Source organism: Nocardioides cavernae (genome assembly GCF_013410035.1).
In the GTDB taxonomy this organism is placed as follows: domain Bacteria; phylum Actinomycetota; class Actinomycetes; order Propionibacteriales; family Nocardioidaceae; genus Nocardioides; species Nocardioides cavernae_A.
The window spans coordinates 194,813-217,301 of sequence record NZ_JACCBW010000001.1 but is presented as its reverse complement, the minus strand read 5'-3'; the positions used below and the strand labels follow the sequence as shown (position 1 = coordinate 217,301).

Annotated in this window: 18 protein-coding genes; 13 read left to right on the top strand and 5 right to left on the bottom strand. The window is 73.2% G+C overall.

The genetic code is table 11. The annotated features are described in order from the left end of the window. The first annotated feature begins 292 nt into the window (after positions 1-292). The 6 genes from F4692_RS01020 (at position 293) to F4692_RS00995 (ending at position 8,271) form a co-directional block, all read left to right on the top strand. Positions 293-3,616 carry an Rne/Rng family ribonuclease gene (locus F4692_RS01020; protein ID WP_179617796.1) on the top strand — a complete coding sequence of 1,108 codons (3,324 nt, stop codon included), beginning with the start codon at positions 293-295 and terminating at the stop codon, positions 3,614-3,616. 208 nt (positions 3,617-3,824) lie between these two features. Continuing rightward, positions 3,825-4,124 carry a 50S ribosomal protein L21 gene (gene rplU, locus F4692_RS01015; RefSeq protein WP_121138735.1) on the top strand — a complete coding sequence of 100 codons (300 nt, stop codon included), beginning with the start codon at positions 3,825-3,827 and terminating at the stop codon, positions 4,122-4,124. A gap of 43 nt (positions 4,125-4,167) precedes the next feature. Further along, complete coding sequence (gene rpmA, locus F4692_RS01010) at positions 4,168-4,422, top strand: 50S ribosomal protein L27 (RefSeq protein WP_056602771.1); 255 nt, start codon at positions 4,168-4,170, stop codon at positions 4,420-4,422. An 86-nt stretch (positions 4,423-4,508) separates the two neighbouring features. Beyond that, positions 4,509-6,095: a GTPase ObgE gene (gene obgE / locus F4692_RS01005; protein ID WP_179617795.1), complete on the top strand. Its 1,587-nt coding sequence runs from the start codon at positions 4,509-4,511 to the stop codon at positions 6,093-6,095. Further along, entirely contained in the window at positions 6,092-7,210 is a 1,119-nt protein-coding gene (gene proB, locus F4692_RS01000) for a glutamate 5-kinase (RefSeq protein ID WP_179617794.1), read from the top strand. Before obgE ends, proB begins: the two co-directional genes overlap by 4 nt. Before the next feature lie 104 nt (positions 7,211-7,314). Next, positions 7,315-8,271, top strand: a complete 957-nt coding sequence (locus F4692_RS00995) for an IS481 family transposase (RefSeq protein ID WP_179618956.1) — start codon at positions 7,315-7,317, stop codon at positions 8,269-8,271. A 177-nt stretch (positions 8,272-8,448) separates the two neighbouring features. On the opposite strand, the gene F4692_RS00990 is transcribed toward F4692_RS00995, so the two are convergent. Beyond that, positions 8,449-9,837: an HNH endonuclease signature motif containing protein gene (locus F4692_RS00990; RefSeq protein WP_179617793.1), complete on the bottom strand. Its 1,389-nt coding sequence runs from the start codon at positions 9,835-9,837 to the stop codon at positions 8,449-8,451. Positions 9,838-9,916: 79 nt separating this feature from the next. Next, the gene (locus F4692_RS00985) at positions 9,917-10,234 is read right to left on the bottom strand and encodes a MazG nucleotide pyrophosphohydrolase domain-containing protein (RefSeq protein ID WP_218858116.1); all 318 of its coding nucleotides are present in this window, start codon (positions 10,232-10,234) and stop codon (positions 9,917-9,919) included. A 97-nt stretch (positions 10,235-10,331) separates the two neighbouring features. Here F4692_RS00985 and F4692_RS00980 point away from each other — a divergent pair, with 97 nt between their 5' ends. The 5 genes from F4692_RS00980 (at position 10,332) to F4692_RS00960 (ending at position 15,719) form a co-directional block, all read left to right on the top strand. Continuing rightward, positions 10,332-10,976: a nucleotidyltransferase domain-containing protein gene (locus F4692_RS00980; protein ID WP_179617792.1), complete on the top strand. Its 645-nt coding sequence runs from the start codon at positions 10,332-10,334 to the stop codon at positions 10,974-10,976. A 51-nt stretch (positions 10,977-11,027) separates the two neighbouring features. Then, positions 11,028-12,209 carry a cysteine desulfurase family protein gene (locus tag F4692_RS00975; RefSeq protein WP_179617791.1) on the top strand — a complete coding sequence of 394 codons (1,182 nt, stop codon included), beginning with the start codon at positions 11,028-11,030 and terminating at the stop codon, positions 12,207-12,209. Beyond that, a complete protein-coding gene (gene mnmA, locus F4692_RS00970) occupies positions 12,209-13,324 on the top strand; it encodes a tRNA 2-thiouridine(34) synthase MnmA (protein ID WP_179617790.1) in 1,116 nt (371 codons plus the stop codon). The genes F4692_RS00975 and mnmA overlap by 1 nt, the downstream gene beginning before the upstream one ends. Further along, positions 13,321-14,310: a uroporphyrinogen decarboxylase/cobalamine-independent methonine synthase family protein gene (locus F4692_RS00965; RefSeq protein ID WP_179617789.1), complete on the top strand. Its 990-nt coding sequence runs from the start codon at positions 13,321-13,323 to the stop codon at positions 14,308-14,310. The genes mnmA and F4692_RS00965 overlap by 4 nt, the downstream gene beginning before the upstream one ends. A gap of 74 nt (positions 14,311-14,384) precedes the next feature. After that, the gene (locus F4692_RS00960; protein ID WP_179617788.1) at positions 14,385-15,719 is read left to right on the top strand and encodes a serine hydrolase domain-containing protein; all 1,335 of its coding nucleotides are present in this window, start codon (positions 14,385-14,387) and stop codon (positions 15,717-15,719) included. A gap of 2 nt (positions 15,720-15,721) precedes the next feature. Here F4692_RS00960 and F4692_RS00955 read toward each other — a convergent pair whose 3' ends face one another. The 3 genes from F4692_RS00955 to F4692_RS00945 all read right to left on the bottom strand — a co-directional run bounded on the left by F4692_RS00955 (position 15,722) and on the right by F4692_RS00945 (position 18,806). Then, positions 15,722-16,411, bottom strand: coding sequence for an alpha/beta fold hydrolase (locus tag F4692_RS00955; protein ID WP_308645097.1), 690 nt, complete (start codon positions 16,409-16,411; stop codon positions 15,722-15,724). A 158-nt stretch (positions 16,412-16,569) separates the two neighbouring features. Next, on the bottom strand, positions 16,570-18,174 hold the full coding sequence (locus tag F4692_RS00950) for an MFS transporter (protein WP_179617786.1): 1,605 nt from the start codon (positions 18,172-18,174) through the stop codon (positions 16,570-16,572). Next, the gene (locus F4692_RS00945) at positions 18,171-18,806 is read right to left on the bottom strand and encodes a TetR/AcrR family transcriptional regulator (RefSeq protein ID WP_308645096.1); all 636 of its coding nucleotides are present in this window, start codon (positions 18,804-18,806) and stop codon (positions 18,171-18,173) included. The genes F4692_RS00950 and F4692_RS00945 overlap by 4 nt, the downstream gene beginning before the upstream one ends. A 167-nt stretch (positions 18,807-18,973) precedes the next feature. Here F4692_RS00945 and ligA point away from each other — a divergent pair, with 167 nt between their 5' ends. Then, positions 18,974-21,103, top strand: a complete 2,130-nt coding sequence (ligA, locus tag F4692_RS00940; protein ID WP_179617784.1) for an NAD-dependent DNA ligase LigA — start codon at positions 18,974-18,976, stop codon at positions 21,101-21,103. A gap of 90 nt (positions 21,104-21,193) precedes the next feature. Next, complete coding sequence (locus tag F4692_RS00935; RefSeq protein ID WP_179617783.1) at positions 21,194-22,447, top strand: calcium-binding protein; 1,254 nt, start codon at positions 21,194-21,196, stop codon at positions 22,445-22,447. Positions 22,448-22,489 lie beyond the last annotated feature (42 nt).

The window sequence follows — 22,489 nt, the reverse complement described above, 5'->3', positions numbered from 1 at the left end:
CGACGACCGTCGGGACCACGTCGAGCCGACGACGTTCTCGCCGTCCGCTCCCTGTTCGCTGGGGTGACGGTCGGCACCCCCGGTGGGTGGACGTCACCGGACCGCGACGCGGCCACAGGAGTCGGTGACAGCGACTGCGACGGCCCGGCGACCGCGGCGGGTGACCGACAGCCGCAGGGAGACGCACACACGCGGAGGGTGTCGCCGCCACTGAAGCTTTGCGTCCCCGGGATCGCCGACCGAGAACGGTGGACGCCGTATCGGCACCGCGACGGTGCCCGAGGAGCGTCACATGCTCGATGAGGACCAGCCCGACCGCACGGAGACCAGCACGGAGACGGGCGGGACGGCAGACGCCCCCGCCGCCCCGCAGGTCACGACCGTGACCCGGCGCACGCGCAAGGCCCCGGCCAGGAAGACGGCCGCCGCGACGGAGCCCGCCGCCGGCGACTCCGCCTCCGCGTCCGTCGACGCCCCTGCGGGCGGCCCGGCCGACGAGGCGCCTGCGCCCGCCAAGAAGGCCGCCGCTCGCAAGAGCGCGGCGAAGAAGGCCCCCGCGAAGCGGGCGGCCGCCAAGAAGACCGCAGCGCCGGCCGACGCCGAGGTTCCCGACGCCGACGCCCCCTCCGCCGAGGTTGCTGCCGACGCGGCCCCCGCGAAGCCGGCGCGCAAGACCGCCGCCCGCAAGAGCGCGGCGAAGAAGACCACCAGGAAGGCCGCCGCAGCCGAGCCGTCCGTCGAGGCGACGACGGAGCCGACGACGGAGCCCGCGACCGACGCCGAGGCGTCGGGTGAGGACGCGGCCACCGGTCACGCGGTGCTGTTCCAGGCCCCGGTCGTGACCACCACCACCCGCCGCTCCCGCAAGAAGCCCGCCCCGGTCCCCGTCGAGGTGCCCGAGGTGCCCGAGGCGGCCGCCGCCGTCGACGCGCCCGCCGCCGAGGACGAGGCCCCGGCGAAGCCGGCGAGGAAGGCCGCGGCGAAGAAGACCGCCGCCAAGAAGACCGCCGAGAAGACGCCCGGCCGCCGGACCAGGAAGGCCGTCGCGCCGGAACCGGTCCTCGAGACCGAGGACGAGGCGGAGGACGAGACCGAGGACCAGACCGCCGAGCAGCTCGCTGCCGACGCGGTCACGGAGGCCACCGGCGACGACGCCGAGACCACCGAGACCACCGAGGCCGGCGAGACCACCGACGCCGACTCCACCGACGACGCCGAGTCCACGTCCGACGACGCCGACGGTGAGGGCGGCCCCGCCCGCCGCCGTCGCCGCCGCGGCGGCCGACGCCGCCGCAAGGGCTCCGACGGCTCCTCCGACGCGGGCCCGGAGTCCGGCGAGGGCTCCGACGACCAGTCCGGCGACGCAGGCGAGACCGCCGAGGCGTCCGGTGCGGACGACAACGGCTCCGGACCCGACAGCCCCGACGGCAACGGGGACGGCTCGTCCCGCCGTCGTCGCCGCCGTCGCCGTGCCGGGGACGACGCTGGCTCGGACGACGACGACCCCAACACCGTCACGCGCGTCCGCAAGAGCCGCTCGGCCGAGGACCAGATCACCGCGGTCTCCGGCTCGACCCGGCTCGAGGCCAAGAAGCAGCGGCGCCGCGAGGGTCGCGAGGCCGGGCGCCGTCGCGCCCCGATCGTCAGCGAGGCCGAGTTCCTCGCCCGCCGCGAGTCGGTCGAGCGCGTGATGGTCATCCGCCAGCGCGAGGACCTCATCCAGATCGGCGTGCTCGAGGACAAGGTGCTCGTCGAGCACTATGTCGCCCGCGAGTCGCAGACCTCCCTGATCGGCAACGTCTACCTCGGCCGGGTGCAGAACGTGCTCCCGTCCATGGAGGCCGCCTTCATCGACATCGGCAAGGGCCGCAACGCCGTCCTCTACGCCGGCGAGGTCAACTGGGCCTCGCTCGGCCACAAGGAGGGCCAGCCCCGCAAGATCGAGTCGGTCCTCTCCAGCGGTCAGATGATCCTGGTGCAGGTCACCAAGGACCCGATCGGCCACAAGGGCGCCCGCCTCACCAGCCAGGTCAGCCTGGCCGGCCGCTTCCTCGTCTACGTCCCGGACGGCACGACCTCGGGCATCTCGCGCAAGCTGCCCGACACCGAGCGCAACCGCCTGAAGACGCTCCTCAAGGAGATCGTCCCCGACACCGCCGGCGTCATCGTGCGTACGGCCGCCGAGGGGGCCAGCGAGGAGGAGCTGACGCGTGACGTCGAGCGCCTCAAGGCCCGCTGGGAGGACATCGAGAAGAAGGCCACCCACAAGGGTTCCGGCCCGCAGCTGCTCTACGGGGAGCCCGACCTCACCCTCAAGGTGGTCCGCGACCTCTTCACCGAGGACTTCTCCAAGCTCGTCATCGAGGGCGACGACGCGTGGGACACCGTCCACGGCTACGTCGAGTCGGTCGCCCCCGACCTGGCCGAGCGTGTCGAGAAGTACGAGCGCAACGGCGCCGGTGACGTGTTCTCGACCTACCGGATCGACGAGCAGATCCACAAGGGCCTCGACCGCAAGGTCTGGCTGCCCTCCGGCGGCTCGCTCGTCATCGACCGCACCGAGGCGATGACCGTCGTCGACGTCAACACCGGCAAGTTCACCGGCTCCGGCGGCAACCTCGAGGAGACCGTCACCAAGAACAACCTCGAGGCGGCCGAGGAGATCGTGCGCCAGCTGCGGCTGCGCGACATCGGCGGCATCATCGTCGTCGACTTCATCGACATGGTCCTGGAGTCCAACCGCGACCTGGTGGTCCGCCGCCTCGTCGAGTGCCTGGGTCGCGACCGCACGCGCCACCAGGTCGCCGAGGTCACCTCGCTCGGCCTGGTCCAGATGACGCGCAAGCGCATCGGCACGGGCCTGCTCGAGTCGTTCAGCGAGAACTGCGAGCACTGCCACGGGCGCGGGGTCGTCATCAAGGACCAGCCGGTCGACCCGCACGCCAAGTCCTCCGACGACTCCGGCGACGGCAAGCGCGGCAGCCGCCGCCGAGGCCGTCGCGGCTCGTCGAACGGCGACGACAACGGCAACGGCAACGGCAACGGCAACGGCAACGACAGCAAGCCGGCCGAGCCGCAGCACGCCCCGTCCCCGAAGGACGTCGCAGCGATGGCGCACAAGCCCGCCGAGCCGACCGACGGCGAGCAGGCCTCCGAGGCCTCCGAGGCTTCCGAGGCGCCCGCCGACACGGCCGCCGACACGGCCGCCGACGCCCCGCAGGTCGAGGCCCAGCTCGACTCCCATCCGGAGGCCCAGCCGGAGCCGACCGAGCCGGCTGCCGAGACCCCCGTCGAGACCCCCGTCGAGCCGGCTGCCGAGACCCCCGTCGAGGCGCCCACCGAGCCGGAGAAGCCGCGCGTCGTGACGCGTACGCGCCGCCGCTCCGCCAGCCGTCCCGCGGGCCCGCCCGCGGTCCCCGCGACGTCGGGCGCGGGCAGGGTCCCGGTGTCCGGCGTGGTCGAGCCGGGCACGGTCGACGTCGAGCCCGGCGTCGGCACGCCCCTCGCCGAGGAGGCGGCGGCAGAGGCTCCGGCCGGTGCCGCTGACGAAGCCGCGGCGGACGCCCCGAGCGTCGAGCACGTCCCGATCAAGAAGAAGGGCTCGCGCAAGCGCTGAGGTGTCTGGAGTCGCGGGAGCGGCGTGACGCGGGCGGCAGGACGTCGTTTTGCCCGGTCGCCACCCGATCCCGTACTCTTGACCCTCGGTGTTCGACACACCGATTCTGCGCGCCCGCCACGCGGCGTACCTCGCCCGAGTTCCAGGCGGTGTCGTGCGCAGTCCCACCAGTTTTCATCACCTGTAGTTCTGAGGAGAGTGACTCGCCGTGTACGCAGTCGTGCGCAGTGGCAGCAAGCAGCAGAAGGTTGCCGTCGGCGACGTCATCGAGATCGACGCGATGGCCGCCACCGGTGACACCATGACCCTTCCCGTGGTGATGGTCGTCGACGGCGACAAGGTCACCGCGACGGGCCTCGACAAGGCCAGCGTGACCGTCGAGGTCACCGGGCGCACCAAGGGCCCGAAGATCATCATCCAGAAGTACAAGAACAAGACCGGCTACAAGAAGCGCCAGGGCCACCGCCAGAAGTACACCCAGGTCAAGGTCACCGACATCTCCCTCTGAGCTCTCGCTCGAGGACGACCACTCATTCCCGAAGGACTGAACCATGGCTCACAAGAAGGGTGCTGCGAGCACCAAGAACGGTCGTGACTCCAACGCGCAGCGCCTCGGCGTGAAGCGCTTCGGCGGCCAGGTCGTCGGCGCCGGCGAGATCATCGTGCGCCAGCGCGGCACCCACTTCCACCCGGGCACCGGTGTGGGTCGTGGCGGCGACGACACGCTGTTCGCCCTCCAGGCCGGCGCCGTCGAGTTCGGCACCCGCCGCGGTCGCAAGGTCGTCAACATCGTCCCCGGCGAGTGACGTCACCGCGACACTGAACCTCTCTGCGAAGGGCGTCCCTGTCTGGGGGCGCCCTTCGTCTTTGCACCACCACCGATAGGAACCCCATGGCCATCCCCACCTTCGTCGACCAGGTCACGCTGCACCTCGCGGCCGGACGGGGCGGCAACGGCGTGGCCTCGGTCAAGCGCGAGAAGTTCAAGCCGCTCGGCGGCCCCGACGGCGGCAACGGCGGCCAGGGCGGCTCGATCATCCTGCAGGTGGACACGAGCGTCACCACGCTCGTCGACTACCACCACAGCCCCAAGCGCAAGGCCGACAACGGCGGCCAGGGCGCCGGCGACCACAAGAACGGCGGCAACGGCAAGGACCTCGTGCTGCCCGTCCCGGACGGCACCCTCGTCAAGGACGCCGACGGCACCGTGCTGGCCGACCTCGTCGGGCACGGCACGACCCTCGTCGTCGCGGCGGGCGGTCGAGGCGGCCTCGGCAACGCCGCGCTGGCCTCGTCGAAGCGCAAGGCTCCCGGCTTCGCGCTGCTGGGGGAGCCCGGCGACGAGCTGGTCGTACGCCTCGAGCTGAAGGTCGTCGCCGACATCGGCCTGGTCGGCTTCCCGAGCGCCGGGAAGTCCTCGCTCATCGCCGCGATGTCCCGGGCCCGGCCCAAGATCGCCGACTACCCGTTCACCACCCTCATCCCCAACCTCGGCGTGGTGACCGCCGGTGAGACCACCTTCGTGGTCGCCGACGTGCCCGGCCTGATCGAGGGTGCCGCCGAGGGACGCGGCCTCGGCCACGACTTCCTGCGCCACATCGAGCGCTGTGCCGCGCTGGTCCACGTCGTCGACACGGCGTCGATCGAGCCGGGCCGCAACCCGCTGGACGACCTGGACGTCATCGAGGGCGAGCTGACGCGCTACGGCGGGCTGGAGGACCGGCCGCGGCTGGTCGCGCTCAACAAGGTCGACGTGCCCGACGGTCAGGACATCGCCGACATGGTCGTCGAGGAGCTCCGTGGCCGTGGGCTGCGTGTCTTCGAGGTCAGCGCCGCCTCCGGCGCCGGGCTGCGCGAGCTGACGTTCGCGATGGCCGAGATCGTGGTCGCCGCCCGCGAGGCGACTCCCGAGGTCGTGGCCGAGCGGATCGTGCTGCGCCCGCGGGCGGTGGACGGCGGCGACGACTTCGAGGTCGTCGAGACCGACGACCCGTCGTCGGACTCGGGACAGCGTGTCTGGCGGGTGCGCGGCACCAAGCCCGAGCGGTGGGTGCGCCAGACCGACTTCAGCAACGAGGAGGCCGTGGGCTTCCTGGCCGACCGCCTCAACCGTCTCGGCGTCGAGCTCAGGCTGGCCAGGATGGGCGCCCAGGAGGGCGACACCGTGGTCATCGGTCCCGAGAGCAACTCGGTCGTCTTCGACTTCAAGCCGAGCATCGAGGCCGGCGCGGAGATGCTCGGTCGCCGCGGTGAGGACGAGCGGCTCCGCGAGGAGCGCCCGGCCCGCGGTCGCCGCCGCGACATCGCGGAGGGCATGGAGTCCAAGGCCGAGGAGGAGGCACGCGCCGACGTGGCCCGCCGCCTCGACGAGGGCAAGTCCAAGAAGACGCGGTCGCGCAGCACGGGCAGCTCCGGTGTCGGCCCGATGGCCTACGAGATCGGGAGCAAGGACGACCCCGACTGGGACGGCGAGGAGTGAGCGACCGCGCGGGGCTGGTGCGCGCGGCTCGGCGCATCGTCGTCAAGGTCGGCTCGTCGTCGCTGACGACCGCCGCCGGCGGCATCGACCCCGCGCGCGTACGCCAGCTCGTCGAGGTGCTCGCCGCCGCACGCGGGGCGGGGGCCGAGGTGGTCCTCGTGTCGTCCGGCGCGATCGCCGCCGGGCTGGCCCCGCTCGGCCTCCGCGCCCGCCCGCGCGGACTGGCTGCCCAGCAGGCGGCCGCCTCGGTCGGCCAGGGCCTGCTCGCGCACCGCTACCAGGAGGAGTTCGCCCGGCACGGCATCGTGACCGGGCAGGTGCTCCTCACCGTCGACGACGTCACCCGCCGCGCGCACTACCGCAACGCGCACCAGACCTTCGCCAAGCTCCTCGAGCTCGGCGTGGTCCCGATCGTCAACGAGAACGACACCGTCGCCACCTCCGAGATCCGCTTCGGTGACAACGACCGGCTCGCCGCGCTCGTCGCCCACCTCGTGCACGCCGACCTGCTCGTCCTGCTCTCCGACGTCGACGGGCTCTACGACGGCCCGCCGTCACGACCGGGCTCGAGCCTCGTGCCCGTGGTCCGCTCCGAGGCCGACCTCGCGACGGTGACGATCGGCGCGGCCGGCGCCTCGGGCGTCGGCACCGGCGGCATGACCACCAAGGTGGACGCCGCCCGGATCGCGACCGGCGCCGGCATCCACGTCGTGCTCACCTCCGCCGAGCAGGCCGCCGCCGCCCTCTCGGGTGCCGAGGTCGGCACCCTCTTCAAGGCGACCGGCAAGCGCCGGCCGACCCGGCTGCTGTGGCTCGCCCACGCCACCTCCGGTCAGGGGACGCTGACCCTCGACGCGGGTGCCGTGCGCGCGGTCGTCGAGCGCCGCGCCTCGCTGCTCGCGGCGGGCGTGACGGCTGTCGGCGGCACCTTCGTCGCCGGTGACGCCGTCGACCTGCTGGACCCCGACGGCTCCGTGGTCGCGCGAGGCCTCGTGAACTTCGACGCCGACGAGCTGCCCGCCCTCCTCGGCCGCTCGACCAGTGAGCTCAAGGCCGCCCTCGGGGCGGCGTACGAGCGTGAGGTCATCCACCGCGACGACCTCGTCCTGCTCTAGGTGTACCCGGCCAGGACGTTGGTAGCAGCGAGCCTGGTTGAACGAGCGAGAACCTCCGAGTGGGATGTGGCTTGTCTAAGGCCCACTCCCAACCGGAGGTTCTCGTGTCCCACGGTAATGCCCGGCTGACCTTCCATGGCCGGTTGCTGATCGTTGAACGCCACCGAGGTGGCATGCCCAAGGCGCACATCGCGTCCGCGATGGGTGTCTCTCGCAAGTGCGTCAAGAAGTGGATCGACCGCTACGACGACGAAGGGCTGGCGGGTCTGCACGACCGGTCCTCGCGACCGCACACGATGCCGGCCAAGACCAGCCCCGAAGCCGAGGCCGCGGTGGTGGCTGCTCGTGCCAAGCACCGTGAAGGACCGGACACCCTCGGTCCGAAGGTCGGCGTGCCGGCCCGGACGGTGTCGCGGATCCTGCGCCGCCACCAGGTGCCCTACCTACGCGAGCTCGACCCGATGACCGGTGAGGTGATCCGGTCCTCAAAACAGACCGCGGTGCGCTACGAACGCGACAAGCCGGGAGAGCTGGTTCACATGGACGTCAAGAAGCTCGGCCGGATCCCCGACGGTGGCGGCTGGCGGGTCCACGGACGACAGATCCCACGCGACCGGGTCAACGGTCCGGGCTTCGACTTCGTCCATTCTCTCGTCGACGACCACTCCCGGTTGGCCTACAGCGAGGTGCTGCCTGATGAGAAGGGCGCCACGTGCGCCGGGTTCCTCGAACGCGCCATCGACTACTTCGCCGCTCACGGCATCACCCGCATAGAGCGGCTGATGACCGACAACGCCTGGGCCTACAAGTGGTCGCTGCGCGAGGTCTGCGCAGCGCACCAGATCCGGCAGAAGTTCATCAGCCCTCACTGCCCCTGGCAGAACGGCAAGGTCGAACGACTCAACCGCACCCTGGCCACCGAGTGGGCCTACCGCCAGATTTTCACCAGCAACGACCAGCGCACCGAGGCACTTGCGCCCTGGCTCGAGTACTACAACACTCAACGCCGCCACAGCGCACTCGAGGGCAAGCCCCCGATCAGCAGACTGCTACCAACCTGATGGCCGGGTACATCTAGGGCGCTGCGGGTCGGCTGCCGGAGGCTGAGCCGTCCCGGCATCGGACATCGGCGGCCTCGAGCTCGTGGTCCTGCTCGCGCTCGTGGCGGTCGTGGCGTGGATGCTCAGGAGGCGCAAGCGCGGCTGACCGTCCGCGTCGAACGCGAGTCGTGAGAGGTCTCAGGACGGGACGGCGACGGTGCCGCGCGGGGTGACGAGCACGCCGAGCCCGGACGGGCCGGTCCAGAGGTAGGTGCCGGGGCTGGTGCGTTCGTAGGTCCAGGAGCCGGTGGTCTTCGCCCGGTGGTGTCGTCGACACAGTGGGGCGAGCCGGTCGGCCGACGTCTGGCCCGGTGGGCCGCCGTCGTCCGGGTCGCGGTAGGGGTCGGTGTGGTCGAGGTCGCACTGGCGTGATGCTCGCCCGCACCACGGGAAGACGCAGGTCTCGTCACGGAGCCGGACCTGGTCGGCCATCCGAGGCGGTGCGTCGTGGCGGTCGACGGACCAGCGGTCCTCCGAGGTGACGTGGACGACGGGCTGGATGGTGACCCGGGACCTGCCGGCCCACTCGCGGATCACGTCGAGCGTGACGGGTCCGAGGGTCTCCACGGTCCCCGCCCGACCCGAGGGGCCAGCGGGGACGAGGACGTCGGCGAGGGAGGCGTGGAGGTAGAGCCGGACCTTCGCGTCGCGTCGACCGAGAGCCTCGCGGCGGGCCAGCTCGTGGGCGTCCGCGTCGCAGGCGTCTGGGTCGGACCCTGCCTCGAGGGTCATCAGGTCGAGGCGCGCCTGAGCGTCGGCGATCACGCCGAGGGCCTTCGCCTTGCGCGGTCCGAGGTCGTCGGTGTCGCCCAGCGCAGCGAGAGCCTCGGCCTCTGCGCAGACGACGTCGTGGAACCGGGTGAGGTCGAGCGTGTCGCCGACGGCGTGCAGCTCGGAGGTGCCGGCGTAGCGGTGCGGATCGGGGTGGACCAGCCTCACGTCCCAGCCGGCACGTGCCGCGGCTTCGCGGTCGGCCGCGGCGTCGCCGTCGCAGCGAGCAGCGGCATGGGCGACGAGCCGGTCCAGGGCGGGGGCCGAGAGGGACGAGACGCGCCCGACGACCTGCCGGTCCACCCATGCGGCCGCCTCGGCGGGCAGGTGTCGGGTGCGGGCGGCGACGCGCCGTGCCTTCCACGCGGGCACGAGCTGGGCGCGGGTCTGGTCCCACAGCAGTGGGAGCCGGTGGTGCAGGTCGAGGCTGTCGGCCAGCAGCGAGGACGCCGCCGCGGTGGGGCAGCCGAGGGCGACCCCGAGCGGCTCGGGGGTGAACGCTGCCACTGCGGGAGTGCCCGCACCGCCGAGGGTCTCCGGCTCGGTCAGCGCGGTGGGCAGGGCCGGTCCGGCCGGGGTGTGGCACGAGTCGAGTGCGGGGTGCGCGACGGCCCACTGGTAGGCGATGCGGAGCTTGTGCACCTCCGCCTCCCGCAGCACCGCCTCGACCTCGGTGGCCTCGGCGAGCAGGGCACCCTCGGCGAGGTCGTGCAGGCCGACGGCCCGCGCCTCGAGGTGGGTGGTGGTGCTCTCCATGGACCTACTCAACCAGAGCCCACCGACACTCGCTCGGTCCGTGGAACCCGCCTGTGGAGGGGGTCGTGCAGCCCTCGGATCAGTCCGCGGTCAGCGCTTGGTCCAGCTCGTCCATCGTGGAGGTGAACGCGCCGGCGAGGTCCACGCCATAGACGTCGGCGAGCGTTAGGACCGACCAGAGGCAGTCGGCGAGCTCGTGGGCCAGCGCCTCGTCGAGGTCGTCGCGCGGGCGTACGCCCGCCTTGCCCTGGACCAGCTTGGCGAGGTCGCCGACGTCGCCGAGGAAGCCGAGCATGATCTCCTCGGTGGTCCACGACCGGCCGTAGTCCGCTGCCTCGACCTCGGCGTACCTCGACCGCACGGAGCGCGCGCGAGCCTGCATCTCCTGGAAGTCCATGACCGCGATCCTGCCTCAGCCGAAGGTGCGGGGGAGGCGGAGCGCTCCGGCGAGCCGCTCGGCCCACGGTGCTCGGTCGCGACGCTAGCCTGACCGGATGCACTGGGAGCCGTCCGAGGCGGACGAGGCGGAGGAGGTCGCGTTCCGCCGGTTGTACGGCGAGTGGCAGGCGCTGGACCCGGCCGGACTGGCGGACTTCATGGCCGGGTACGCCCACGAGTGGTGGGTCGTCGGCGGCTGGGCGATCGACGCGTTCACCGGGCAGGAGCGCCCCCACGACGACATCGACGCGGTGATCTGGCGTCGCGACCTGCCGGCGTTCCGGGCGATGGTGGGGGACCGGCACCACCTCTGGAGCGCGGGGGCCGGTGCGCTCCGCCCCGTCACCGACGACTTCCCGGAGCCGCACGAGGGCTCGGGGCAGGTGTGGCTGCGCGACCACGCGCGGGCGCCGTGGTTCCTCGACTGCCTGCTCTCCGAGGACCGGGACGGGCTGTGGGTGTCGCGTCGCGACCCCGACCACGTGGCACCGCTCGCCGACGTGACGTGGGTCGCGGACGACGGCATCCGCTACATGCGTCCCGAGCTGGTCCTGCAGCACAAGGCCCGGCTCGACCGGACCAAGGACGCCGCCGACCTGGCCGTCGCCTGGCCGCTCCTCGGGGCCCGCGAGCAGGACTGGCTGCGCGAGGCCGTACGCCGCGAGCGCGCCGACCACCCGTGGCTGGCGCTGATGGGCTGAGTGGCCCGCGGCGCGGATCGGTGCAGGTCACCCGCGTACGCTTGGCAGGTCATGACCCAGCCGCTCGTCTACCTCGACCACGCCGCGACCACGCCCATGCTGCCGGCGGCCGTCGAGGCGATGACCCGCCAGCTCGGCGGGGTCGGCAACGCGAGCTCGCTGCACGCCTCCGGTCGCGGCGCGCGCCGGGTCGTGGAGGAGTCCCGCGAGACGATCGCGGGGATGATCGGCGCCCGTCCCGGCGACGTCGTCTTCACCTCGGGCGGCACGGAGTCGGACAACCTCGCGCTCAAGGGGATCTTCTGGGCCCGCCGCGCGCAGGACCCCCGTCGCACCCGCATCCTGTCGACCGCCATCGAGCACCACGCGGTGCTCGACCCACTGCACTGGCTGGCGGAGAGCGACGGCGCCGACGTCGAGCTGCTCCCCGTCTCGTCCGAGGGCGTGCTCGACCTCGAGGCCCTCAGGGAGTCGGTGACCAGGGACCCCGGCTCGGTCGCGCTGGTCTCGGTCATGTGGGCGAACAACGAGGTGGGCTCGCTGCAGCCGATCGCCGAGGTCGTCGCGCTCGCCGCCGAGCACGGCATCCCGGCGCACACCGACGCCGTGCAGGCGCTCGGCCAGGTGCCGGTCGACTTCGCCGCCTCGGGCGTCGACGCCCTGACCTTCACCGGTCACAAGGTCGGCGGGCCGTACGGCGTGGGTGCGCTGGTCGTGCGCCGCGACCTCGCCGTGAGCGCGCTCGTGCACGGCGGCGGCCAGGAGCGCGACATCCGCAGCGGCACCCTCGACGTGCCGGCCATCGCGGGGCTCGCGGCGGCCGTGGAGGAGTCGGTGAAGACGCAGGAGGAGCACGCCGTGCGCGTCGCCGCCCTGCGCGACGACCTGGTGCGCCGCGTCGTCGAGGTGGTCCCCGACGCCCACCTGCACGGCGCCCCGGCGGGCCCGCTGCGGCTGCCCGGCAACGCCCACCTCGGCTTCCCCGGCTGCGAGGGCGACTCCCTGCTGATGCTGCTCGACGCGCGGGGCATCGAGTGCTCGACCGGCTCCGCCTGCTCGGCCGGCGTCCCGCAGCCGTCCCACGTCCTGCTCGCCATGGGGTGCGACGACGACCAGGCCCGCCACTCCCTGCGGTTCTCGCTCGGCCACACCACCACGCCCGCGGACGTCGACCGCCTCGTCGAGGCGATCGGCCCGGTCGTCGAGCGGGCTCGAGCAGCCAGGGCGCGCTGATGCGGGTCGTCGCCGCCATGTCGGGCGGGGTGGACTCCGCCGTCGCCGCCGCCCGCGCCGTCGAGGCCGGGCACGAGGTGACCGGCGTGCACCTCGCGCTCAGCCGCAACCCGGCGTCGTACCGCTCCGGCGCGCGTGGCTGCTGCACGATCGAGGACAGCAACGACGCGCGGCGTGCGGCCGACGTCATCGGCATCCCGTTCTACGTCTGGGACCTGTCCGAGCGCTTCCACGAGGACGTCGTGGAGGACTTCATGGACGAGTACGCCGCCGGACGCACCCCGAACCCGTGCCTGCGCTGCAACGAGAAGATCAAGTTCGCCGCGGTGCTCGACCGGGCGCTCGCGCTGGGCTTCGACGCCGTCGCGACCGGGCACTACGCCCAGCTGCGGACCGGGGCCGACGGGCTCGTCGAGATGCACCGCGCCGTCGACCACGGCAAGGACCAGTCCTACGTGCTCGGCGTGCTCGACCAGCAGCAGCTGCGTCACTCCCTCTTCCCCCTCGGCGACACCGACAAGCCGTCCGTGCGTCGCGAGGCCGAGGCGCGCGGGCTGCTCGTGGCCGACAAGCCCGACTCCCACGACATCTGCTTCGTCGCCGACGGCGACAACGCCGGCTGGCTGCGCGAGAAGCTCGGCGACCGGGCCCCCAACCACGGCGGCGACATCGTGGACTCGACGACGGGGGAGACGGTCGGCTCGCACAGCGGCACCTACGGCTTCACGATCGGCCAGCGACGGGGGCTGCGCCTCGGCGTCCCGGCCGCCGACGGCAAGCCGCGCTTCGTGCTCGACATCGAGCCGGTCACCGGCACCGTCACCGTCGGCCCGCGCGAGCGCCTCGCCGTCGACCACGTCAGCGGAATCCGGCCGCGCTGGTGCGGCACCGTCCCCGAGCGCGTCGAGGGCACGGTGCAGCTGCGCGCCCACGGTGCCGAGCACCGGGCCGTCGTCACGGTCAGCGGCGACGACGTCGAGATCGACCTGCTCGAGCCGGCCGAGGGCATCGCGCCCGGCCAGGCGGCGGTGATCTACGACGGCACCCGCGTCGTCGGCTCCGCGACCATCGCGGCGACCCGGCCCGTCGCGGCCCGGACCGAGGTCACTGCATGACGCGCGCCACCGGTGTCGGGTCGATGCCCGGCACCACAGACGCGGACCACGCCGAGGCCGTACGCTTCGTGCTGGGCGAGCTGCCCGACCTCCCGCACGTGCCGGAGGTCCCGGGCCGTGGCGTCGCCGCCGCGATGACGGGCCGCGGGCTCGCGGTCGTCGAGGGACTGGCAGCGGACCTGCAGCCCGCCGGGTGGCGGCTCACCGACACCAGCGGGGTCGACCACCGGCGCGCCCGCTCCCTGCTGGCGCAGGACCTCGACACCGTCGAGGAGCACGCCCAGGACTACGCCGGGGCGTTCAAGACGCAGGTCGCCGGGCCGTGGACCCTCGCGGCGACGGTCGAGAAGCCGCGCGGCGACAAGGTGCTCAGCGACCACGGAGCGCGACGCGAGCTGGCGCAGGCGCTCGCGGAGGGCGTACGCGTCCACCTGGCCGACCTCCGGCGCCGGGTCCGCGGCGTCGACCGGTGGATCGTGCAGGTCGACGAGCCGGCGCTCGGGGCGGTCGTGGCCGGCCAGGTGCCGACCGCCAGCGGGTACGGACGCCACCGCAGCGTCGACCTTCCCGAGGCCTCGGCCCACCTCGAGTGGGTCGTGGAGGCGGTCGTCGATGCCGGGGGAGAGGCGTGGGTCCACTCCTGCGCCCCGGGGACGCCGTGGTCCCTCGTGGCGGGCACCGGCGTCGCCGGACTGTCCGCCGACCTCGACGTGCTCGGTCCGGGCGACCTCGACACGTTCGCCGAGGTGCTGGAGTCGGGCCGGTCCGCCGCGCTGGGCGTGGTGCCGTCCACGGACCCGGCCACCGCGCCCTCGGACGCCCGCCTGACCGAACGCGTCCAGCGCTGGCTCGACATGCTCGGGCTCGACCCGGAGGCCGTGGGGGAGCACCTCGCGGTCACCCCCACCTGCGGTCTCGCGGGGGCGAGCCCGGCGTGGGCGTCGCAGGCCGTGCGGCTCTCGGCGACGACGGCCCGCAACCTCTGACGTCCCTGACGCCTTCATCCTTTCGTAGCCCCTGATAGGCACAGGGCGACGTCCACCGTGAGGAAGGCCACCCCATGACCGACCGCCCGCCCGTCCACCAGATCGTCCACCCGATGCACCGGGCACCGCGCAGCGCATCGCCCCGCCGCCGCGCGATCCCGGCCGCGGCTGCGGCGGTCGCGCTGCTCGCCGCGCCGCTCGCCGCCGCGCCGTCCGCAGGCGCGACAACGTCTCCTGCCGCGACCGCCGCCGCGCCGAAGGCCCCACGCACGTCGGAGATGCCGGAGCGCAAGCTGGAGCGACTCGTCCAGCGGCTGCGTACGGAGGGCCGGGCCGTCGCGGTCACCGCCGAGGTCCGGCGCGGCGGCCGCACCTGGTCCTTCGACGTCGGGCAGGCACGGCGCGACCCCGGGCGCAGGGTGGAGCCGGGCAGCACGTTCCGCGCCGCGAGCGTCACCAAGCAGCTGGTCGCGGTCCTGGGGCTGCAGCAGGTCGAGCGCGGACGGTGGACCCTCGACACGACGATCGGCGACGTCGACCCCGCGCTGTGGCCGGGACGGGAGTCGGTGACGCTGCGCCAGCTCCTCAGCCACACGAGCGGGATGCCGGACTACCTGCTCGCGGTGCTCGGGTCCGCCGTCACCGGCCAGGACCTCGTCGACGCCGTCTCGACGCGGTGGACCGACCGGCGGATCATCGCCGCCGCTCAGGGCCTGCCGGGGAGCGAGCCGGGGGGCTTCGCCTACAGCAACACCAACTACGTCGTGGTCGGGCAGATGCTGGAGCGCGCCACGGGCACGAAGGTCCGCGCCCTGGTCCGCGACCGCGTGCTGCGCCCGGCCGGCATGACCGACAGCGCGTTCGCGGTCCGCAAGGACGCGCCGCGCCCCGACCTGCACGAGTACGCCCGCTACCCGGGCAGCGGCACCCTCGACCTCGGTGCGTTCGAGCCGTCGCTCTTCTCCTCCGCCGGCGCCCTGGTCTCCACCGCCCGGGACCTCAACCGGTTCCGCAAGGCGCTCGAGACCGGGAAGCTGATCCCGAAGCGCCTCGTCCGCACCATGCAGGAGCCGTTGAGCGACGGGGGCGGCCTCCCCTACGGGCTCGGCAGCTACCGGCTGCCCAGCCCCTGCGCGTCCGGACCGGGCTGGGTGCAGGGGCACGACGGCGCGTCCTTCGGCACCCTCACGTTCTCGGTCGGCCTGGGCACGAACCGTCAGGTCACCATCGCGATGACCGGTCGCGGCTACACCGAGAGGACGGCGCTCGCCCAGGCCCGGCTCGTGCAGCAGTTCGCCTACACCGCGCTCAGCGCGACGTGCGGCGAGGACGGCACCGACGAGCGCCGGGCGACCCAGCCGCTCCCGGGCCTGATCGACGCCCGGCTCGCCGGTCTCCCGGCGACCTGAGCTCAGCCGCCGGTCCGGCCGTCCGTCCCCGCGTGGCCGGACCGGCCGGGCCGGTCGGAGGCGTCCCCGAGCACCTCGAGCACGGACTCGGTCGCGACCGAGTGCCAGGCGGACGCACCGGTGAGCATGTAGTGCCCCAGCGCGCCCATGTCGCGCAGCCGGGCGCTGTCGGCGACCGCGGCGGCGCGCGCGACGTACGCCGTCGTCTCGCGGAACGACGTGATCCGGTCGCGCCGGCCGTGGGCGGCCCGGAGGGTGCGTCCGGCCAGGGTGTGGACCGGGTCCTGGCCCGACCACCACGGCGCGAGGCCGACGACCCCGCGGACCGACGGGTGGTCGGCGACGTGCACCGCGACGCGCGCGCCCATGGAGTGGCCGAGCAGCACGACGGGGACGTCACCGTGCTCGGCGCGGACCAGGTCGAGCGCCCAGCGGGCGTCGTCGGTGCGGTCGGTGCCGCCGTTCCAGCCGCGCTCGCGGTAGCGCAGCAGCCGGACGCCCGCACCGGCCTCGCCGAGCCGCGGCGCGACCGCGCGGGCGAGCCACGCCGCGCGGCGCAGCGAGGCGCTGCGCCCGCCCACGACCTGCTGGGAGCGCGGCTTGCCGCCGTGGAGGACGAGGACGACGGAGCGGAGCCCCCCGTGGGAGGCAGCGGCGGCGGAGTCGTACGGCGTCAGGAGCGGGTCGGTCACGCGGGTCCTTCGGAGCGGCGGGCGGAGGCGGATGGCAGGGCGCGTCCCCATGGTGCCCCGAACGCTGTAACGCCGGGTCACGTGCTGTACCCACCCCGATGCATCGGGGTGGGTACAGCCACGGACCCGGCGTTACAGCGCACGCGGGGTTGTCGGGGTCAGTGGACGCCGACACCCTCCGGAGCGTCGTCGGTGGCCAGCTCCTCGTGCTTGACGTCGAGGAACAGCCAGATGATGGCGGACGCGGCCAGCATCATGATCGAGCCCACCAGGAAGGCGTGCGTGGCACCTTCGGAGAAGCCGGACAGGTAGGCGAACTGGCCGACCTGGTCGGGGGTGAGCTGCCCCTTGGCCGCGGCGCCGATCTGCGGGGCGACCTCCTCCACGCGGTTGGTGGTGAAGTGGAGCGCGACGGTGCTGAGGGCGGCGAGGCCGAGCGCGCCGCCGACCTGCTGCATGGTGTTGAGCACGCCCGAGCCGATGCCGGAGTCCTCGGCGCGGAGCCGGTGGACGGCGACCAGCGTCAGCGGCACGAAGTTGAGCCCCATGCCGAAGGCCATCAGGACGATGAACGGCAGGACGTGGGTCCAGTAGTTGACCCCGTCGCCGAGGTGGCCGGTGGTGATCGCCTCGATGATGCCGCCCGCGCCCTGGGGCACGTCGAGCCGGCTGAAGCCGAACAGCGCGATCGCGGAGAGGATGGTGCCGACCCCGGACAGGAAGCGCGGGTCGACGCTGCTGATCAGGCGGGACGCCGTGGTCGCCGAGATGATCATCGCGACCGAGAACGGCAGGAACGCGAAGCCGGTGTGGAGCGGCGAGTAGCCGACGACCACCTGGATGAACAGCGAGAGGAAGAAGAACATCGCGAACATCGCGGCCGGGACGATCATCATGACCGCGAAGGCGACCGCGCGGTTGCGGCTGGCGAAGATGCGGAACGGCAGCAGCGGGTGCTGCACGCGGGTCTCGATGACCGCGAACAGGGCGAGCAGGGCGACACCCAGCGCGAGGCTGAGGATCGTGCTCGGCGCGTCCCAGCCGTAGGCCTCCTCGCCGGCGCGGCTCAGGCCGAACACGATGGCGAGCAGACCGGCCGTGCCGGTGACGGCGCCCGGGACGTCGAGCTCGCCGGTGTGGCGCTCGGACTCGTCGAAGAAGCGCGGGGCCAGGAAGGCGGCCACGAGGCCGATCGGGACCACGATGAGGAAGGTGTAGCGCCAGCCGGCGATGCCGAGCGGGTCGTCGAGGCCGGTCAGCCAGCCGCCGAGGACCAGGCCGACGGCCGCACCGACGCCCGCCATGGCGGCGTACACAGCGAAGGCGCGGTTGCGCTCGCGGCCGGCGGGGAAGGTCGTGGCGATCAGCGCGAGCGCGGCGGGGGAGGCGAGGGCGGCGCCGAGGCCCTGGAAGGCCCGGGCGCCGAGGAGCATCGCCTCGTTCTGCGCGGCGCCGCCGACGAGGGAGGCGACGGCGAAGAGCAGCACGCCGACGATGAAGATGCGGCGGCGGCCCATCAGGTCGGCCAGCCGGCCGCCGAGCAGCAGGAAGCCGCCGAACGTGAGGGCGTAGCCGGTGACGATCCACTGCAGGTTCGCCTGGTCGATGCCGAGGTCGGTGCCGATGTAGGGGAGGGCGATGTTGGCGATGGTGCTGTCGAGCACCACCATCAGCTGCGCGAGGGAGATGAGCACGAGCGCCCAGCGCAGGCGCTTGTGCTGCTCGGGGGTCACCTCTTCGGCGGCCGGAGCGAGGTCGGTCATGGGGTTTCCTTCGAGGTGGTGGTGCCGGTCGTGGGGTGGTGGGGCCCGTGGAGGGCGGCGGGCAGGATGACCTCGTCGAGGACCCTGCCGACCAACGCGGGCGTGACGGGCTCGCCGAGCAGGAACGCCCGGTGGAGGACGATCCCGGCGAGGGAGGGCGCGAGGATCGCGAGGTCGACGTCGGGGTGGACCTCGCCCCGCTCCCGCGCGCGTTCGTAGATCGTCCGCGAGGCGGCGATCTTGGGGCCGATGAAGTCACGACGGTAGACCTCGGCGAACTCGGGGTCGCGTCCCATCGCGGTCACCACGGCGGCCAGCACGGCCTGCGCCTGCGGGTCGTCGATGCCCCCGCTGCCGCAGTAGGCCGCGACGAGGTCGCCGCGCAGCGTGCCGGTGTCGGGCACGGTGGCGGTGGTGGCGTGGTGGTGCCTGACGGCGGCGACGACGAGCTCGGGCTTGCCGCGCCACCTCCGGTAGAGCGTGGCCTTCGACGCCTTCGCCCGGGCCGCGACGGCGTCCATGGTGAGCAGGTCGTAGCCGAGCTCGGCCAGCACGTCGAGGGTGGCGCCGAGGATCTCCTGCTCGCGCTCGCCCTCCACGCGGGGGCGGACGCCGGTCTCGGACGGGGTCACGACGGCTCCTCGGTGGCGATGAAACGAAACGGTTTCGTTCTGACCTTCGCAGCCTAGGCCCGCGATGCGGATGGAACAAATGCGTTTCATCCCGGTCCAGACCAGCGGGCCGCCGCCCGCGCGTGGCTCGTGCCGACGGTGTCGGTAGGGCGCGGCAGACTGTCCCCATGAGCACGACCGCTGATGATGAGCTCGAGCCCGCCGTCGCGTCCGCCCCCGCCGAGGCGCGCGAGCGCCACCGCGAGCTGAGCGAGCAGGTCGAGGACGCACGGTGGCGCTACTACGTGCTCGACACACCGACGCTGTCGGACGCCGACTTCGACGTCCGGATGCGCGAGCTCGAGGGCCTCGAGGAGCAGTTCCCCGAGCTGCGTACGCCCGACTCGCCGACGCAGCGGGTCGGGGGAGCGGTGTCGACGGACTTCACCGCGGTCGACCACCTCCAGCGCATGGAGAGCCTCGACAACGCCTTCACGCCCGACGAGCTCTCGTCGTGGTACTCCCGGATCCTGCGCGAGGGCATCGAGGCGCCGGCGCTGCTGTGCGAGCTCAAGGTCGACGGCCTGGCGATCAACCTGCTCTACGAGCAGGGCCGCCTGGTCCGGGCGCTGACGCGCGGCGACGGGCGTACGGGCGAGGACGTGACGCCCAACGTCAAGACGATCGCGTCGGTGCCGCACCGCCTGGCCGGGACCGACGAGCACCCGGTGCCGGACCTGGTGGAGGTCCGCGGCGAGGTCTTCCTGCCGTCCGAGGCCTTCGAGCGCCTCAACGCCGCGATGGTCGAGGCCGGCAAGCCGATGTTCGCCAACCCCCGCAACGCGGCCGCCGGGTCGCTGCGGCAGAAGGACCCGCGGATCACCGCGACGCGCGACCTCGGCATGGTCTGCCACGGCATCGGCGCGCGCGAGGGCTTCGAGCCGCAGACCCAGAGCGGGGCCTACGACGCCCTGCGCGCCTGGGGCCTCCCGACGTCCGAGGAGGTCCGCGTGGTCGCGACGCTGGCCGACGTCGAGGCCCGCATCGCGGATGTCGGCGAGCACCGCCACACCATCGTGGGCTACGAGATCGACGGCGTCGTCGTGAAGGTCGACGACGTGTCGCTTCAGCGCCGGCTCGGGTCGACGAGCCGCGCCCCGCGCTGGGCCATCGCCTGGAAGTACCCGCCCGAGGAGGTCAACACGCTCCTCAGGTCGATCGAGGTCAACGTCGGTCGCACGGGGCGGGTGACCCCCTACGGCGTGATGGAGCCGACGAAGGTCGCCGGGTCGACCGTGGAGAACGCGACGCTCCACAACGCCCACGAGGTCAGGCGCAAGGACGTCCGCCCGGGCGACACCGTCATCCTCCGCAAGGCCGGCGACGTGATCCCCGAGATCCTGGGCCCGGTGCTCGCGCTGCGGCCCGAGGGGCTCGAGGAGTGGGTGATGCCCACCGAGTGCCCGGCCTGCGGCACCCCGCTCGCCCAGCAGAAGGAGGGGGACAAGGACCTCCGCTGCCCCAACCACGAGACGTGCCCGGCGCAGGTGCGCGAGCGCGTCTTCCACGTCGCCGGGCGCGGCGCCTTCGACATCGAGGGCCTCGGCTACGAGGCCGCGGTCGCGCTGCTCGAGGCGGGCGCGATCACCAACGAGGGCGACCTCTTCAACCTCGACGAGGCCGCGCTGCTCACGGCGCCGCTCTTCACCCGGGCCCCGAAGAAGGGGGAGGAGGGACCGCAGCTGAGCGCCAACGGCGTACGCCTGCTGGCCCACCTGCAGGAGCGCAAGACCGCGGTGCCGCTGTGGCGGGTGCTGGTCGCGCTGTCCATCCGCCACGTGGGCCCGACCGCGGCGCGGGCGCTGGCCACCGAGCTCGGCTCGTGGGAGGCCATCCGCAGCGCCACCGAGGCAGAGCTGGCAGCGGTGGACGGGGTCGGGCCGACCATCGCCGCCTCCGTCAAGGAGTGGATCGAGGGGCCCGACGCGGCGTGGCACGGCGCGATCCTCGACAAGTGGACCCGCGACGGGGTCAACCTCGCCGACGAGCGCGACGAGTCGATCCCCCGCACCCTCGAGGGGATCACCGTCGTCGCGACCGGCTCGCTCCAGGGCTACACCCGCGACTCGGTCAAGGAGGCGATCATCAGCCGCGGCGGCAAGGCGTCCGGGTCGGTCTCCAAGAACACCGACTACGTCGTGGCCGGCGAGAACGCCGGCTCGAAGGCCGACAAGGCCGAGCAGCTCGGCGTCCCGGTCCTCGACGAGGAGCAGTTCACGCGGCTGCTCGAGAAGGGCCCCGACGGGCTTCGCGCCTAGCGCCCGGCCCACCCGGGGGGTGGCGGAGACGGGTTTGACCGACGCAGGATGCGGTAGGAGGCCCTGAACGACTAATCCCTGGGAGTCAGCATGCGTCTCGTCCGATCACTCGTCCCCGCCCTGGTCGCCGCGGCCGGGCTCGCCGCCCCGCTCGCCATCGCCCCGCTCGCACAGGCCGCTGCCCCGACCTGTGGCGGCCTCAAGGCCACGATCGTCGGCACCGAGAAGGGCAACGCGATCAACGGCACCCCGCGTCGCGACGTCATCGTCGGTCGCGGCGGCAACGACACGATCCGGGGGCTGGGCGGCAACGACGTCATCTGCGGGGGCGACGGAGCCGACGCCATCCTCGGCGGCGACGGCAACGACCGGCTGTACGGCGAGACCGACCTCGTCCGCATCGACCGCTTCGGTCGCGTGGTGAAGAGGGGCGACACGATCTCCGGCGGCGCCGGGGACGACACGATCGACCTCGGCTACGACCCGCGCCCGGCCACCGAGGGCACCGGGGTCGTGCTCGACGGCGTCACCTACGTCAACGCCCCGGCCCCGGTCGTGGTCGACTTCCAGGCCGCCCCCACGATGCCGGTCGCGGCCGAGGGCAACGACACCGTGACCGGCTACGACGGCGGCATCCGACTCGTCGGCACCGCCTTCGGCGACACGGTCAAGGGCACCAACAAGACCGACGCCATCTACGCCCGCAGCGGCGACGACACGATCTTCGGCCGCGGCGGCGACGACACCCTGGTGGCGGACGCGACCGGGGACACCGTGGGCAACGACCGTCTCTACGGCGACGCGGGTGACGACACGCTGAGCGGCACGGCGGGCTCCGACCTGCTCGTCGGGAGCAGCGGTGGCGACACCCTCGCGTCCACCTCGACGTTCCGCCAGACCATCCGCGGCGGCAGCGGCATCGACACCGTCACCTTCCCGATCCCCGGGGAGTCCGGCTTCGTCGTCAAGGGCAACGGTGGCCAGGACCGGTTGCGCCTGCAGCCGTTCCCCAACCCGGCCCTCAAGCCGACCCTGCGCGTCGACCAGCTCCGGAGGACGACCATCCGCGACCTCGTGCCGGCGACGTTCGAGGGCAAGATCACCGGCTTCAGCGACGTGCAGCTGCCGGCCAACACCCTGTCGATCTTCAAGGGCAGCAACGAGTCCGAGGTCCTCAGCGCGCACCCCGACTTCCGCGCCGTGATCTCCGGCCGCGGGGGCGCCGACGTGCTCACCGGGTCCCGGCAGCCCGACCGGCTCGACGGCGGCAAGGGCTTCGACATCGTGCGCGGTCGGGGCGGCAACGACACCTGCAAGGCGGCCGAGCGGCGCTCGAGCTGCTGACCCGCCCGGTGCGTCACTGATCCGCCGGTGACGCGGTGGGTG